The following is a 14,915-nucleotide window of genomic DNA, read 5'->3' as shown; positions in this document are numbered from 1 at the left end:
GGGGCCAACCCGTGGTTGAAGCCGCGATGTCCGACTGTGTAGGAGCGGCGCAAGCCGCGACCGCGAAACCACGCTTGCATCGCTGCTGAGAGGTCCCGGTCGCGGCTTGCGCCGCTCCCACAGTCGGGCTGCGCGGCCCCATCGCCCATCGACCGCCCGTCGGAATACTAAGCCAATCAAGAAACTGTTCTTGCGCCCCCGCGGTCGGCATGGCAATACTTAGCCAACAGGGAAACCGACAATCCGACGAGCCCGCCATGTCCTTGCATCTCTACTCCCACCCCTTGGCGTCGTTCTGCCACAAGGTGCTGATTGCTCTGTACGAACAAGGCACCCCGTTTGAGAACCACTTGGTCGACCTCGGCGATCCCGACGCCAAGGCCGATTTCCTGGAGCTGTGGCCGGTCGGCAAGATGCCGGTGCTGCGCGACCAAGCGCGCGACCGCACGGTGCCGGAGACCACGGTGATCGTCGAATATCTGCAGCAGCACTACCCCGGCGCGCGGCCGCTGTTGCCGGCCGACGAGGACGCGCGCTTGCACGTGCGGCTGTGGGATCGGTTCTTCGATCTGTACGTGCAAACGCCGATGCAGAAGATCGTCGCCGACCGCAGGCGGGCGGACGACGAAAAAGATCCACGCGGCGTCGCCGAGGCGCGCGCCACGCTGGCCACCGCTTACGGCATGATCGAACGCCAGGCCGGCGAGCACGGCTGGATCTGCGGCGAAGACTTCAGTCTGGCCGATTGCGCCGCCGCGCCGGCGCTGTTTTACGCCGGCATCGTCGAGCCGTTCGCGCGCGAGCACACACGGCTGGCCGGGTATCACGATCGCCTGATGGATCGCCCCTCGGTCCGCCGCACCTACTCCGAGGCCCGGCCCTACTTCCATTTCTTTCCGTTTCAACACCTGATTCCCGCGCGCTTCCTGAAGGACGACACGCCATGAATCCCGCGCAGATAACCGATGCGGTGCGCCTGGACCGGATGTTCCAGGCCTTGGCCGACAGCAGTCGACGCAGCATGATCGAGCGGCTCAGCGAAGGCCCGGCCTCGGTGTCCGAACTCGCCCGCCCGTTGGCGATGGCCTTGCCGTCGGTGGTCAAGCACCTGGCGGTGCTCGAATCGGGCGGGATCGTGATGTCGGAAAAAGCCGGGCGCGTGCGCACCTATCGCATCGCGCCCGACGCCTTGTCGCTGGTCGAAGGTTGGCTGGCCGAGCGCAAAGCCAGATGGCACCGCCAGTTCGACGAACTCGGACGTTATCTGTTGTCGCAGGCCGGCGATGCGGCCGACGGAGATCCCTCGTGAGCGAAACGTTTACCGTCCATGCCAGTTTCACTATCGAGCGCGAGTTCGCCGTGCCGCCGCGCAAGGTGTTCCGCGCCTGGGCCGATCCGCAAGCCAAGCGCCAATGGATGACCTGCGAGCCGGGCATGGTGGTGGTCGATCACCGCGTGGATTTCCGCCCGGGCGGCGACGAGATCATCGACGTGCGCGGAACCGACGGCGCATTGCATCGGTTCCAGGGCCGCTACTACGACATCGTCGAAGACCGGCGCATCGTCTACAGCTTCGGCATGCACGTGGATGCCGCGCATCTGTCGGCGTCGTTGGCGACCGTGCAGTTCGCGGCGTCGGTAGCGGGCACGAAGATGACGTTTACCGAGCAGATCGTGTTTCTGGACGGGCAACAGCAGCTCGACGAACGCCGGCTCGGGACCGAGGCGGGGTTCGACCATCTTGCTTTGTATCTGCACGAATCCACGCGGCAGTAGAGTTCTGCGGGCGCGGCGATCGAACGGAAAGCGTCGCGCTTGAAGACCCTCCACAAGATCGCGCCGCAACCGCCGCCGCTCACAGGGAGAACGGCGACGGCCGCGACGCGACCTGACTCATACCGCGCGCTACCGACTCATTCGACCTTGGACAAGCCGCGCCAGGTGTTGCCGCCGCCGAACATCACGTCGTCCGGCCAACCGATCCAGAAGTTCAGGTTGAACCAGTCTTCGTCGTCCTGATGCACCCAGCCGTTGCTCAGCGCCCAGGGCCTGGGGAATGCGGAGGGCGCGTGGACGCCGTGGGCGAAGCCCAGCTTCGGGAAGCTCGACATGTGCCCGAGCCAGGACGAGGCGGCGCCGTCGAAGTGGCAGTACCAGGTCAGGGTGAACGGACGCAGCGACAGGCTCGGCATGGTCGAGGGGAGGCCCGAGCTGGAGTTCTGGTTGTTCCAGATCTCGTTTTCCTGGAAACGCATCACCCGGCGCGCGCCTGAAGGACAAAAGACGCCGAGGTTCAACACCGAATAGTCGTAGCGATTGCCCGCGTACGGCAGCGGCCGGTACGACAGCGACTTGTACGAATCCACGCGGCAATAGCGCCAGGTCGTATTGTTGTTGGAGGTGGTCCCGCCGATCCAGCCGCCGCGCGAATTCGCATTCCGACGGTCTTCGTCGTCGTGGTAGAACCAGGTCAACGGATACTGGCTGGGGCAGTAGGTGCGCTCGGGAATGACGCCGATGGCGAACAAGCGCGGATCCAGCCAGCTCCACCAGCGCGCGATCGCCGCTTTGTTGGCTCGCGCGGCCGGCGCATGGGGCACGAAGGTCTCGACTCCGTCCTTGACCTCGATCACGCAGGGGCCATCGAAGCCAGCGGCCTTGCAGTACGAAGTCGCGAACGCTTCGCCTTCCTCGGTGAGGAATTTTTCCGGATCGACCTGGGCGCTGTCGGGATAACGCTTGTCCAGATCGGCGACGTAATCGACGAACTGTTTGATCCGCTCCGGCATCGGCTCCAGCTTCTCGGCCGCGTCGCGTTCTTCCTGCGGCGTCTCCTCCTGCGAATCCTCGGCGAACGCCGCCGGCGAAACCGTCGCAGCCAGCGCGCACAGTGCGAACGGCAGGGCGTGGGACAACAGTGACTTCTTCATAGGATTTCCTTTGCTCCATGGGTATCGATCTGCGGCCGCATCCGACGGCCCGCGGTCCCACTCGGCATCCGTTGCGACTCCGATCGCCGGCCTGCGCCGGCACGCATGTCTCGCGCGTCGATCGGTCCGAATCGCCGAACCGGCGCAAGCGCGCCGGCACCTTCACGCTAGGCGGGCGATCTGCGCTTTACGAGGAAGATTCCGGGAACGAATCGGGCCGTATCGGGACAGCGCACGGCGAGATGCGCCGTGCGCCGAATTGGAACTGCGATCGGCATCGCGTTCGTTCATGCGAGGTCTCTGTTGGAGAGGCTTCAGCCCCGACGCCTTCGAGGTCTTTTGTGGGAGGACTTCAACCCCGACGCTTTCGAGGTCTTTTGTGAGAGGGCTTCAGCCCCGACGCCTTCGAGGTCTTTTGTGGGAGGGGCTTCAGCCCCGACGCTTTTCGGGCAGATCACCAAGCAGGAACCAAAAGCGTCGGGGCTGAAGCCCCTCCCACAGAGACCTCGGCACTCAGGTGTTCAGGCGTTCACGCACTCGCGGAGGGAACACGCTCGAGCGCGACTTCGCCGAACCTCCAATGGGCGCTGACATAAGCGAAGTACTTGTCGGGATCGATGGACGCTCCCCAGTTCCAGTAGCGCGGGTTCTCCGCCAGCTCCCCGGCCGACGGAAAGTAGCGGTCGAAACTTCGCGACCAGCGCCGGAACTCGCACATCACCCGCAGCCGGTACGGCGGCGGGCGGTGTTTCTTGTTGCGCAGGCGCGCATGGGCTCGGCGACGCATCGCGGGATCCTGAACCGTGCGGCCTGGCAGCCTAGCCGCGACGCGGCCGCCGCAACAAGCCTGTTGCCGGCCGGCCTGGTGCCGGCCTGTCCGCCGGCGCCGCATCCGCGTCCCGGCCGTCGGCCAAGCCCCACCGCGATCGCGTTTTCGCAAACACAGTCCCAGTCAGTCATGCGACTGAAACGCGGGTCAAGCAAAGTGACGCTCCCTCGATCCCCCCGAGCCACATTCCATGCGCCAGACTCCGTCTTCCACCGCCGCAACCGTCCTGGGCTGCGCCATCTTCACCGCTCTGATCGCCGTGCCCCTGCTGTCGGCCGATGCATTCGCCGCGCCCAAGCAGACCGCGCCCAAGTCACCGGTGCGCCAGGAAAGCGCCCAGCGCTGGTTCGAAGAAGGCGCGCAGACCGCGCGCGACGGCGCCAACCTGCGCCCGAGCCCGTTCAAGGCCAAGAACGTCATCCTGTTCGTCGGCGACGGCATGGGCATCTCCACCATCGCCGCCGCGCGCATCCGCGAAGGCCAGCTCAAGGGCGCCAGCGGCGAAGAGAACGCGCTCTCGTTCGAACGCCTGCCCTACGTGAGCCTGTCCAAGACCTATTCGGTCGACGGCCAGACCCCGGACTCGGCGCCGACCATGACCGCCATGGTCACCGGCATCAAGACCAACCAGGGCGTGCTCAGCGTCACCCAGAAAGCCAAGTACGGCGACTGCGCCTCCGCGCGCGGCCAGGGCGTGGTCAGCATGCTGGAACTGTCCGAGGCCCTGGGCCTGGCCACCGGCATCGTCAGCACCGCCCGCATCACCCACGCCACCCCGGCGGCGACCTACGCGCACACCCCCAACCGCGATTGGGAAAGCGACGCCGAACTCTCCGCCGAAGCCCAGACCAACGGCTGCAAGGACATCGCGCGCCAGCTGATCGAATTCCCCTACGGCGACGGCCTGGAAGTCGCCCTCGGCGGCGGCCGCAGCTACTTCCTGCCGGCCACCGTGAGCGATCCGGAAGACGCCGGCGCCGCCGGCCGCCGCAAGGACGGCCGCAACCTGCCGCAGGAATGGTCCGCGCGCCCGGGTTCGCAGTACGTGTGGAACAAGGCCCAGTTCGACGCGATCGACCCGCGCCGCACCCAGCACCTGCTCGGCCTGTTCGAACGCTCGCACATGGAATACGAACAGGACCGCCCGAAGGACGCCGGCAAGGAGCCGAGCCTGGCCGACATGACCGCCAAGGCCATCGACGTGCTGGAAAACAACAGCCGCAAGGGCTACTTCCTGATGGTCGAAGGCGGCCGCGTCGATCACGCTCACCACGCCGGCAACGCCAGCCGCGCGCTGACCGACGCCATCGCCCTGTCCGACGCAGTGCGCAAGGCGCTGGAGAAGACCTCCGAACGCGACACGCTGATCATCGTCACCGCCGACCACAGCCACACCTTCACCGTCGCCGGCTACCCCGACCGCGGCAACGACATCCTCGGCAAGGTGGTCACCAACGGCCAATTGGCGCTGGACAAGAACGGCAAGCCCTACACCACGCTGGGCTACATCAACGGCCCCGGCTACCGCGGCCCGAACGCGCGCCCGGACCTGACCGGCGTCGACACCGCCAACCCGGACTTCCTGCAGGAAGCCGCCGTGCCGCTGGGCGATGAAACCCACGCCGCCGAAGACGTCGCCATCTACGCCCGCGGTCCCGGCGCGCACGCGTTCCAGGGCGTGGTCGAACAGAACACGATCTTCCACGTGATGGCGCAGTCGCAGCGCAACACCAGCATCTTCCTGTGCACCCTGCTGGGCCAGTGCGGCCACGGCCGCAACCGCTCGGTGATCGCAGCGCCGCTGATGGAAGAAGACCTGCGCGCCGGCATGGCGCGCCAGTCGGCCAAGCTGTAATGCAGGAAAGCGTCACCTTGCGCACGCTGGCGTTGTCCGTAGTTGCATCACTCGCGTTCGCCGGCCCCGTGTGGGCCGGCGACGCGGCGGACGCGCCGCAAACCGCCATCGCGCCCAATACGCAGGCCGTCGTCGCGCATTACCAGATCCGCGACCGCAAGGGCGAACGCACGCTGGTGCTGGTGCGTTCGGACGATCGCATCGAATACCGCATGCAAGGCGAACCGGTCGAAATCTGGCGCAAGACGCCCGACGGCATCAGTCGCCTGGAACTGTTCGCCAAGGAACAACGCAGCGTCGCCTGGTCGCCCGGCGACCTGCGCACCACCGGACAGATGCCGGACTGGAACCAACTGGCCAGCGTCATCAATCCCGAACTGCGCACCGTCTTGAAGAGCAACGGCCAGACCAAGGCACTCGATACCCGCGCCGCGCGTTACTCCGGCGAAAGCGCCGAAGGCCAACCGATCGCGCTGGAGTGGATCGAAGCCGACGGTTTGCCGTCGTACTACCGAACCGGCAAGCGCAAGGCCAAGGCGGGTGAGGTCGGCGCGTATGAGATTCGCCTGAGCAAGCTCGAACGCGTCGCCGCGGCGACGGCGTTCACCGCCACCGCGGAGTATCGCGAGACCGATTACGCGGATCTGGGCGATATGGAGTTGGATCCGTTTGCGGCGGCTTATCTCAAGCATCGCAGCGACCGCCACCAGCACTGAGAACCGGCGGGAAATCGCCGGGCTCATCCCCATCGTTCCGGCAAGCGCCGGAACCCATCGGGCCGCTGGCAATAGCGGCAACGCGTCGCCCGGTACCGACGCGGCCCTCCCCGAGCGCGTTTAAACCTTAAGCCCCGTCCGCGCATCCGTTACCGGCAGCGACCTCGTCCGACGCCGCCGCCTGGAGCGCCCCATGAACCGCTTAGTCGCCCAATTATGTCGATGGACCTTGATCGCTCTGGTCGCAGTAAGCTCAGCACCCGCGGTCTGCGCTGAATCGCCGCAGGTCATATCCGACGATATCGAGCGCTTCTGGTCGGCCTACGATCGCATCGCCGCGATCACCGACCGGGCACAGCAAAAACAGACGTTGGAACGCGAGTATCTTCTGCGCGGAACCTCGGGGCTTGAGGCATTCGTCGCGAAAAGGAAATGCACGGCCGATCGCTATCTCGACGCGATCAACCGATACCCACGTTTCTGGGCCAGCATCCGCCCGCACACGTTGGCGATCAAAGCCGATCTGCCGGCGATCGATGCGCATCTGCACAAGTTTCGTTCGATCTATCCGCAGATAAAACCGGCCCGCCTGTACGCCGTCATCGGCTGCCTGACGTCGGTCGGCACGGCCGAAGGCGACAAAGTCCTGATCGGCGCGGAGATCGCAACCGGCGATCCCGACGTCGATCTATCCGAATTACCGCCCGATCTGCGCGCGCGTCTGTCGACGTATTTCGCCACGCATCCGGCGAAGAACCTGACGTTGTTGAGCATGCACGAGTACGTGCACACGCAACAGGTCGCAGGATACCCGGAGCACCTGCTCGGCCAGGTATTGGCCGAAGGCGCGGCCGACTTCGTCGCCGAACTGATCACCGGACAGCTCCCGCCGCTGGAGTACATGCGCTATGGGCCGGCGCACAGCGATGAGATCAAGCACAAGTTCGCGCAGGACATGGATAAGGATTCGTACCGGGACTGGCTCTACAACGGCACGGACAATGCCTTCGGCGTCGCCGACTTGGGCTATTACGTTGGTTACGCGATCTGCGCGGCCTACTACCGGCGCGCGACGGACAAAGGCAGAGCACTGCGCGACATCCTTCGTTTGAACTATCTCGATGCCGCTGCCGCGCACGCATTTATGGATGCATCAGGATTCATGCCGCAGAACGATCGCGACTCCACAGCCCCTTGATCAGGGATAGGCTCCTGAGCGAGCCGCTGTCGCCGCGGGCCGCCGGGACGTGCCATCTGTGGCGAGCACGGCGAAGGCGCAACCTATCAATACAAAACATAGCGCGAGCAGCTTGACTCCGCTCCATGGAGACTCTTCGTCAATCGAATGTCGGACGACTAGAGACCGTAAGTCTCATCGAATGGCAACGGCATCCGATGTTCGTCCAACACTGCTTTGTAGTGGCTCAGATAGCTCCGCAGCCAATTTCGCAGGTCATCGATCTCCTCAAACTCTTCATCGGCCAGCTTCCCCCTTGCGAGGTCGCAAACACGGTCGGCCTGCATGCAGAGCGAGTGGAGCGTATCGCCTTGAATCAGCATCCCGGGGAATCGACGCCCGGGATGGCGCATGATGGCTGCGTTGGTCTGATCCGAGTAAATCTCGACTTCCTGAATATGCACGGCCTGCTCCCTGATGCCCGAATGGATCTTTGTCGTCAGGCGTGATTCGACGCCAACCGACGCTCCAGCGCCAGCATGGCCCGCCGCAAATCGCTTTCGAGTCAGTCTGAGGTACTGCGATGCCTCGTCGATCGTACTGAAGACGTCCGCGACGACAGCACCGCATTGCGATGATATCGATCCCGAGCACACCCTCCGTACAAACTGGCACGCGGCTCAACCGCGAGCGATACCCGCAGGCAGCACGAACTCGATCGGCACCCGCGCCACCGCTTGCACCGCCTCGCCGTCGCGCACCTGCGGCTGGAAACGCCAACCGCCCAGCACCGCGGCCAAGGCCGCATCGTCGAGCGCGCGGTGGCCGCTGCTGCGCACGATCCTGGCCGACAACGGCTTGCCGTCGGCGCCGACCACCACTTCGATTTCGACCGAACCGCTTTGCCGCGCGTACAGCGCTTGGCGCGGGTACGCCGGCGCGGGCGAAACCATCGCTTGCAGCGGCACATCGAACCGCGCCCGGCCGACATCGGCGGAGGCCAGATCCAGACCGTCGAGCACGCTCGGTACAGACAGCGCCATCGCGGGTACGGGACGGATCGACACGCGCAGATCCTTGCCGATGGCGGCCGCATCCGCTGGGCGCTCCGGACGCCGGAACCCGCAACCCGTGGGAGGCGGGAAAGGCACATGCATGGGGATCAAGAACAGATCGTCGTCGCGCACCGTCCGATCGCGTTCGAACGGATTGACCGGCAACGTCAACGCGAACAGCAATGCCGCATGCACCGCCACCACCCCGCCGATCGCCGAGGCGCGCAACACACTGGGCCGCTCGCCGTGTCGCGATGCCGACCGCCCGTTCAACTTCCCGCCTTCGCCTGCCCTGTCCATGAGCCCCCAAATATCTGTGTGATTCTGGTCACAAGAATATGCGCATCTGACGGGCAGACCGCAAGCTCGGAGAACGCTATCCAGAACGGGTTCCGACGGGTGGCCACCATCCCTGTTTACCTGTCGAACGCGCCGTGCGTCGAATCGGTGCCAAACGCTTGTTCGCCACAGCCGGTAGCGACATTGCGACCGGACATGCGGACTACGGCTTCGAGAATTCGGAAGTGCGGATCGCACCTTACCGGCGAGTACGGTGGGAGCGAATGCTCGAGGGCCATAGATATCTACAAGCAATCCGCCGCTAACCCGGCCGCGCGACCGGCGGGCGTTTCACGCCACGCCACTGCGCAACGTACTGGCCGGCAACACCGCATCCAATGCTTCCACCGCCCGCTCGAACGCCGCCTCCAACGGCCTCCAGGATTCGCCTGGATCGCACCACCAATGAAACTGCGCGCCGAACCAGGGGTTGCCCAGCGCAACGCCGTACCTCACCCCGTCCAGACCAAAGTCCTGCTGAATCCGCGTCGGCAGCGTGAGCGATTCGAACTCTCGAAGCAGCTCATCGGCCCTTGTTCGATCAATCCGCGCCTCGGCCCCATAAACATCCGGCTCCGCGATAGCCAGGGGCTGGCGAGTACGGTCGTACTCCAGGCGCCGGATCCAGCACGCCTCACGTTCGATGAAGATCGACCATGCGCTGTAAGGCTGGAAGGACGGAAAGCGCCACAGCAGCAATCGACGGTCGAGACCGGAGCGTGGAGGCAAACTGGCGAAGCGCTCGGGGTGACGCAGTGAGCTCTCGGCGTCCTTGTCGTAATCCACTGGGTTCGACATCCTTGATCCCGACGGTAATGTGGGTGGACCGACAGCTTGCCACCCGGACGGTCCGCCGTAACCTGTTCAATCCGGGCATCGCTCAAAGCGACTCCGCTCTCAAGGCGGCAATCGTGATTCCTCCCACTCCGCTAAGCCCGGATTACTGGCCCCTTCTCTTGCTCCTGGGCCTGCGGCGCATGCGTCAGCGCGGACGGCGATACCTGCAAAGCCTCCAGCTTGCGCAGCGACTCATCGACCGGAACCTGAGCTGCTGCTTGCCCAGCCACATCCACACGGTGGCTTGCCGGATCACGCACCTCACCCACGACCGCGAAAACGTGACGTCCCGACCCGTCGGCCGCTGGATTACCGACGACTACATGATCGGGGCGTTCGATGCCTTGTAGGCGGCACTCGACAGCCAGGCAAGTCGCGATGCGATCCAGATCCGCCTCGGGCGGCACTGCCCCGTGACTTGCGAAAGCCTGCGGCAGACGCTCTCTTACAGCGCTCACCAAAAATTCTGCGCCCGTCGATGAAGGCGCCGCCGAGAAGACGGGGTCTATCGGTCTGCGACGCTCGGTTGCTTCCTCGATTTGCTGCGGCGTGAGCGGCGCGCAGGGCTGATTCTCCGACCCACTCCCGAACGGATGCGGTAACGGCGCGTAAGGCAGCCCCGGCGACGGGACGCCTTGGATCGCAGGGTCGAACGGTTGCGGCGTGCGGGCCGGCACGGCCTGCAGCATGTCCCGATCGATGTCCCCGGTTGGCGACAGGCACTGTTCGCGTTGGTAATCCAACACCGCGCGTTGCATGTTCAAGCGATAGACGCCATCGGCCACCAGCGGATTCCCGTCGGCGCCGATGTAGCCCAGGCCGTTCAGATGTTCTTGAACATCGCGGATGCGCAAACTAGATTCGCCCAGCCTGAGAACACCGTCATCAACAACCGGGCGAGGTTGAACGCCCACGCGCTTGTCGTCTTGCACCGGAAGGCGACCATCCGCTAAGTCGGCCACATAGTTCTCGAACTGTCGGTAGTACCGCGTGTCCATTTCAATATGGACATGGACGCCGCCTGTCTGAGCGTTGCCTTGGGTGCCTAGCCTTTGGCCATATACCACTGTCTCAGTCTCCGCTACGGAGACGGGTTCCATGTGACGCACTCTGGCGATCAGGTCACCACCTTCCCGATCGTAAATGTCGACAAGTCCCTGAGCATGATTGATGCGCCCGACATAGCCTGACACGGGAGAAGGCACGGAGACCTGGCGAGCCCGGGGGTGGTTTTCCGGATGCCTAGGATCCTCAAGCATGAAATCTTTCTTCAACAGGATCTGGTCGGGCTTCAGACCACGATAGTCATTGCCGTGCCTGGCCACTTCAATTTCCTGAATCTCCGCACCGATCACCGCATGCGCGCGCCCACCCTGCCCATCCACTACCAAGCCTCTCTCCAGCTTGGCGTGCCGATTGTCTTTGGGGTGGTGGGTTACGAGTCCGTCGAAATCCGAAACGGCCTCGTTGGTCTGAACATTACTAGCTCCCTTAGGAGCACCAAGCTGTTTTACCCGATAGGTGATACCCGCCTCATCGCTCATCGTGATTCCTTTCCGATTTGAGTGCCACAATCAAGCTAGTAGAAAGCCAGTCAATCTTCCGTAGGCTCTGCTTCGTACTCGCGCAAGCGCCGACATTCGTCAGGCCACTTGCAGTTGACGATTTCCTCACGCTCCCACTGTTCTTCAAGGTGCCAACAGCCAGCCTTCATGACATAGGAATCGGTTCCGCTACGGATGTAGTCCACTTCGTATCGGGCGGATGAGACACGACGCACCTTGAAGTACGGCAGCGGCGAAACCCGCCGCTTGCCTCTATCGCCGTCCTGGATGCTCCAGACCTCGCCGACCTTCAGCTCCTTGTCGTCCCAGACGTATTTCTTCGACAGTTCGTCGTAGCGGTAGTTGATGCTCGGCATGACCACCTTCGACTCCTGCGTGATCCATTTGGGATAACGCGGGTCCCCGGGCTCGGTGTTGTGCTTCCAGTAGTAAGGAGACTTGACCTTGATAGGCCTCAGCGTGAACGCGTCTTGTACGTCCAATCGATTGGCGAACACCTTAAGGAAGCCGCTGAAATTCTTGGATGGGCAGACCGCCATGGAGAGCTTCTGAGCGGGCGCTGGAACAGGGGCCAGGGGCGATGGCTGAGCATTCGACAGCGCCACAGCCGGAGGCGCCGCTTTGCGCTCGCCGTTTCCCTGCCCCTGCGATCCCGCCCGGCCACAAGCCAGCGACGAAACAACCAGCACCAATCCGGTTCCGGCCAACAATTGCCGTGCCAGCTGCGAAGCAGCGCTCCTTGATTTCCGCCAAAAGAACATGCACCGCCTCCAATCACGCTCGCAACTGAGTCTTGAGACTACATCTGCCGGACGCAAGGCCGTTTCGGCTTTCCGTCATTCCTGACCCGCAGATCGTTTTATGCCCGACTGGCGGTGAAAAGAGAAGACAGCACTTTAGATAGCGGTAGTGCAGTCCAGGCCACGGCGCGGCGCGGCGATGTGCCACCCTGCTGCCTTCTGAACGCATTTTCGCATCGAGGCGCGACCCGGCTTAGCGTTTGCACGACGCGGTCCGCGCTTCACGCTCTGGGCGGACATCACTAGCCCGTGAACTCACCCGCACCTTCAACTCCACCGCAAGGCGGCGCTGCTCGGCCTCGGGCAGCAGGCCGAAGGCGAGGATCACTTCAGCCAAGTCGGCGTTGTCGGCGTACAGATAGGCGAGCGGAACGCCGAGAGTGTCGGCCCAATTACGAGCAATGGCGAGGTTGGCTTCGGCTACGACGAACTCGAAGCGCTGAAGCGGCGTGACAGCTGATGCGGGTGACGCGGGAACTGACATGTGCGGCTCCTTCCGATAGTTGCTGTGGCTGTTTGCGGCGACCAAAGCAGAGGGCACCGCAATCCTTATATCCTGTTTTGGGGTATTTTTAACCCATTTTGGGATATTTGTAGCAACAAAAAATGGAAGTCCACAAGAAGCGTGGAACGCGAACATGCAGATGGTTACTTGCGGGACTTAGCGACCTGTCGGATGACGTCGCCGGGATCGACACCGAGACAGGCGCACACGTGCATGAAGTCGATGACATCGAGCCGGCGCTCGCCTAGTTCGTACTTGGAGACGAACGACTGAGCGCGTTGCAGCTTCTCGGCTACTTGGCTCTGCGTAAGCCCGGCGCGCTCGCGAGCCTCTACCAGCAACTGGCGTAGGCGGAAGTACTCGGGCTTGTTGAGGACTGTAGGCACCTGGAAAGCCTAAAGCCCAGATCGGAATAACCCATTTTGGGGTAATTGACTCCCTCCAAATGGCAGATATGCTTTTATATCGGCCAGTTTTAAAGAGACCTCCCCATATGCCCCCCATGCCAATTCGAACAGGGCAGCTTTCGGAGTTCCACTCAGAAGCGGATTTCGTGGATCAATTTGTGCACGTTCTGAGCGCAAAACGGTCGAAATTTGGACGCCTTGAAGTAACCAGGGAATGGGATCACGCTGCTGGCGTAGTAGATGTACTAGCCCTTGACCGTTCTAAAGCACTTATCGCGTTTGAGGCTAAGCTGACTCATTGGAAGCGGGCCTACTATCAGGCCTATCGAAATACTGCCTACGCAAATCGGGCGTATGTACTTTTGCCTCACAGTGTTTCTCATCGCGCATTTCGGAACAAGGAAGATTTTGAGAACAGGGGGATTGGCCTATGCAGCTTCGACGGGAAGCGCATTTGCATACTTATCGAAGCTACGGAGCACGAGCCATTGCTGGGCTGGGTCCGCAACAGGGCGCTCAAGCATTTCAATGGGCTAAACGATGAGCAGCGCGATCGACCTCAGGTCCGTGGCTGCGGAGATTTGTCGCCAGTACTCGCTTGAATTTCTGGGCGATCTGGGTCAAGGGGCGTTCAAAAGCGCTTTCCTCGTACGACAGAGCATGGAAAAGGTTGCTCTAAAGTTATCAATTATTTCCGACGATACGGAACGACTTGAGCGAGAAGCCCTAGCATTGATGGGCTGCTCGCATAGAAGTATCGCAACGCTTCGACATGCCTTCGCTGCCGATGCGCAAGGCCACCTCACGTGGGTAGTCATCGAGGATTTCATTCCCGGCGGGACCCTCGAGAAGAGACTTCTTGAACGCAAAGTATCCAGCGAGGAAGTCCGTTACATAGGCCTCTGCCTTGCGGACGTACTACACCACCTCCACGAGCGCCGACTAGTACATCGCGATATCAAGCCGGCAAACATCCTCTTCGACGACGATGGGCAGACACCGGTCCTAACCGACTTTGGCGTAGTTAGGATGCTAGACAAACCATCCCTTACTCGCGATTTTGTTGGGCTCGGTCCTGGCACACCTGCCTATGCGGCTCCTGAACAACTTAACAACGAAAAGCATTTAATTGATTGGCGGACCGATCAATTCGGGCTTGCTGTGGTGCTTGCCGAATGCCTACTTGGCCACCACCCCTTCATGGAAGGCGGTGGAGATATTCGCAGGGCAATCATGTCTGTTGCTTCAAGAGCGCACCTTCCACCCACACCGGCCAAGACACTCAATGACCTTGGATTTCAGGCATTAGTTTCAGCCCTGTCAGCTTGGCCGATCTCAAGATTTAGGACCCCACCTGATTTCATAGCTGCGCTATCCATATAAGGACAGACCGATGGCAATGTACTTACAGCTTGGACACGAGTCTTGGAGTTTACTGGATGAAGTGGATGAGAACAGCTACAAAGGCGTAGTACTGAGCCCTGTAAACGATGGCCCTGCTTACGTAAACGAGCGCCTATCGCGCCTGAAGAACAAAAGAAATCTATACGAAGTCATTCTTGATCCGCAGCTCTACAACCCTGCCAGCCAGAAGGGGAAGCTCAATGAATGGTCGTTCTATCCGTCAGACTTCGAAACAGCGGATAGAAGCGCGTCTAGATGGTGGATACAAAGAGCGACAGAAGTCAGCCATCAGGCAGCGACCATGAAGGCTGACGCCATCTGCTCTCCGGCCTTCCTAGATAAGAAGTACTCGAACGAGTACTACAAATTTGGACTGCCCAGGAATTTAAGACACTCGCCAGCCTCAAATTGAGGCACGCTCAAAGGCCTCAGGACTGACGCCGCCCAGATGGCTGTGGCGGCGGGTGGGGTTGTAGAACATTTCGATGTAGTCGAA

General features: G+C 62.2%; 18 protein-coding genes. 8 read left to right on the top strand and 10 right to left on the bottom strand.

All coding sequences use genetic code 11. From position 1 onward, the window contains the following. Positions 1–257: 257 nt before the first annotated feature. From ACTOWJ_RS19890 to ACTOWJ_RS19880, 3 genes are read left to right on the top strand one after another with little or no spacing between them, the layout of a single operon-like run. Positions 258–947, top strand: a complete 690-nt coding sequence (locus ACTOWJ_RS19890; protein WP_441336357.1) for a glutathione S-transferase family protein — start codon at positions 258–260, stop codon at positions 945–947. Continuing rightward, positions 944–1,309 carry an ArsR/SmtB family transcription factor gene (locus tag ACTOWJ_RS19885; RefSeq protein WP_441336356.1) on the top strand — a complete coding sequence of 122 codons (366 nt, stop codon included), beginning with the start codon at positions 944–946 and terminating at the stop codon, positions 1,307–1,309. Before ACTOWJ_RS19890 ends, ACTOWJ_RS19885 begins: the two co-directional genes overlap by 4 nt. Continuing rightward, positions 1,306–1,776 (top strand): SRPBCC family protein, encoded by a 471-nt coding sequence (locus ACTOWJ_RS19880; protein ID WP_441336355.1) that lies wholly within the window; start codon positions 1,306–1,308, stop codon positions 1,774–1,776. The genes ACTOWJ_RS19885 and ACTOWJ_RS19880 overlap by 4 nt, the downstream gene beginning before the upstream one ends. Positions 1,777–1,913: 137 nt before the next feature. Here the strand turns inward: ACTOWJ_RS19880 and ACTOWJ_RS19875 are convergent, their stop codons facing one another. Both ACTOWJ_RS19875 and ACTOWJ_RS19870 read right to left on the bottom strand, forming a co-directional pair. Continuing rightward, positions 1,914–2,930, bottom strand: coding sequence for a hypothetical protein (locus ACTOWJ_RS19875; protein ID WP_441336354.1), 1,017 nt, complete (start codon positions 2,928–2,930; stop codon positions 1,914–1,916). Positions 2,931–3,459: 529 nt separating this feature from the next. Continuing rightward, positions 3,460–3,717 carry a hypothetical protein gene (locus ACTOWJ_RS19870; protein WP_441336353.1) on the bottom strand — a complete coding sequence of 86 codons (258 nt, stop codon included), beginning with the start codon at positions 3,715–3,717 and terminating at the stop codon, positions 3,460–3,462. Between the two features lie 232 nt (positions 3,718–3,949). On the opposite strand from ACTOWJ_RS19870, the gene ACTOWJ_RS19865 reads away from it, so the two are divergent. The 3 genes from ACTOWJ_RS19865 (at position 3,950) to ACTOWJ_RS19855 (ending at position 7,528) form a co-directional block, all read left to right on the top strand. Continuing rightward, on the top strand, positions 3,950–5,614 hold the full coding sequence (locus ACTOWJ_RS19865; protein WP_441336352.1) for an alkaline phosphatase: 1,665 nt from the start codon (positions 3,950–3,952) through the stop codon (positions 5,612–5,614). Next, on the top strand, positions 5,614–6,330 hold the full coding sequence (locus tag ACTOWJ_RS19860; RefSeq protein ID WP_441336351.1) for a hypothetical protein: 717 nt from the start codon (positions 5,614–5,616) through the stop codon (positions 6,328–6,330). The genes ACTOWJ_RS19865 and ACTOWJ_RS19860 overlap by 1 nt, the downstream gene beginning before the upstream one ends. Positions 6,331–6,559: 229 nt before the next feature. Next, positions 6,560–7,528, top strand: a complete 969-nt coding sequence (locus ACTOWJ_RS19855; RefSeq protein ID WP_441336350.1) for a DUF2268 domain-containing putative Zn-dependent protease — start codon at positions 6,560–6,562, stop codon at positions 7,526–7,528. A gap of 158 nt (positions 7,529–7,686) precedes the next feature. Here the strand turns inward: ACTOWJ_RS19855 and ACTOWJ_RS19850 are convergent, their stop codons facing one another. From ACTOWJ_RS19850 to ACTOWJ_RS19820, 7 genes are all read right to left on the bottom strand, one after another. Further along, positions 7,687–7,971: a DUF6959 family protein gene (locus tag ACTOWJ_RS19850; RefSeq protein WP_441336349.1), complete on the bottom strand. Its 285-nt coding sequence runs from the start codon at positions 7,969–7,971 to the stop codon at positions 7,687–7,689. 216 nt (positions 7,972–8,187) lie between these two features. Continuing rightward, a complete protein-coding gene (locus ACTOWJ_RS19845) occupies positions 8,188–8,793 on the bottom strand; it encodes an energy transducer TonB (protein WP_441336348.1) in 606 nt (201 codons plus the stop codon). Between the two features lie 399 nt (positions 8,794–9,192). Beyond that, positions 9,193–9,687 carry a hypothetical protein gene (locus ACTOWJ_RS19840; RefSeq protein WP_441336347.1) on the bottom strand — a complete coding sequence of 165 codons (495 nt, stop codon included), beginning with the start codon at positions 9,685–9,687 and terminating at the stop codon, positions 9,193–9,195. Positions 9,688–9,830: 143 nt separating this feature from the next. Next, entirely contained in the window at positions 9,831–11,282 is a 1,452-nt protein-coding gene (locus ACTOWJ_RS19835; protein WP_441336346.1) for an XVIPCD domain-containing protein, read from the bottom strand. A gap of 50 nt (positions 11,283–11,332) precedes the next feature. After that, positions 11,333–12,064, bottom strand: coding sequence for a hypothetical protein (locus ACTOWJ_RS19830; protein WP_441336345.1), 732 nt, complete (start codon positions 12,062–12,064; stop codon positions 11,333–11,335). Between the two features lie 232 nt (positions 12,065–12,296). After that, the gene (locus tag ACTOWJ_RS19825; protein ID WP_441336344.1) at positions 12,297–12,743 is read right to left on the bottom strand and encodes a hypothetical protein; all 447 of its coding nucleotides are present in this window, start codon (positions 12,741–12,743) and stop codon (positions 12,297–12,299) included. A gap of 8 nt (positions 12,744–12,751) precedes the next feature. After that, positions 12,752–12,994 (bottom strand): helix-turn-helix domain-containing protein, encoded by a 243-nt coding sequence (locus tag ACTOWJ_RS19820; RefSeq protein ID WP_441336343.1) that lies wholly within the window; start codon positions 12,992–12,994, stop codon positions 12,752–12,754. Positions 12,995–13,555: 561 nt separating this feature from the next. Here ACTOWJ_RS19820 and ACTOWJ_RS19815 point away from each other — a divergent pair. Both ACTOWJ_RS19815 and ACTOWJ_RS19810 read left to right on the top strand, forming a co-directional pair. Further along, positions 13,556–14,398 (top strand): serine/threonine-protein kinase, encoded by an 843-nt coding sequence (locus ACTOWJ_RS19815; protein WP_441336342.1) that lies wholly within the window; start codon positions 13,556–13,558, stop codon positions 14,396–14,398. Between the two features lie 10 nt (positions 14,399–14,408). Then, on the top strand, positions 14,409–14,831 hold the full coding sequence (locus ACTOWJ_RS19810) for a hypothetical protein (protein WP_441336341.1): 423 nt from the start codon (positions 14,409–14,411) through the stop codon (positions 14,829–14,831). Here ACTOWJ_RS19810 and ACTOWJ_RS19805 read toward each other — a convergent pair. Continuing rightward, a partial coding sequence (locus ACTOWJ_RS19805; protein ID WP_441336591.1) for an IS3 family transposase occupies positions 14,823–14,915 on the bottom strand: 93 nt, incomplete at its 5' end. The genes ACTOWJ_RS19810 and ACTOWJ_RS19805 overlap by 9 nt on opposite strands.

The organism is Lysobacter sp. CA199 (assembly GCF_052078715.1).
GTDB lineage: Bacteria > Pseudomonadota > Gammaproteobacteria > Xanthomonadales > Xanthomonadaceae > Lysobacter.
The sequence above is the reverse complement of the archived record's forward strand: the minus strand, read 5'-3'. Positions and strand labels throughout refer to the sequence as shown.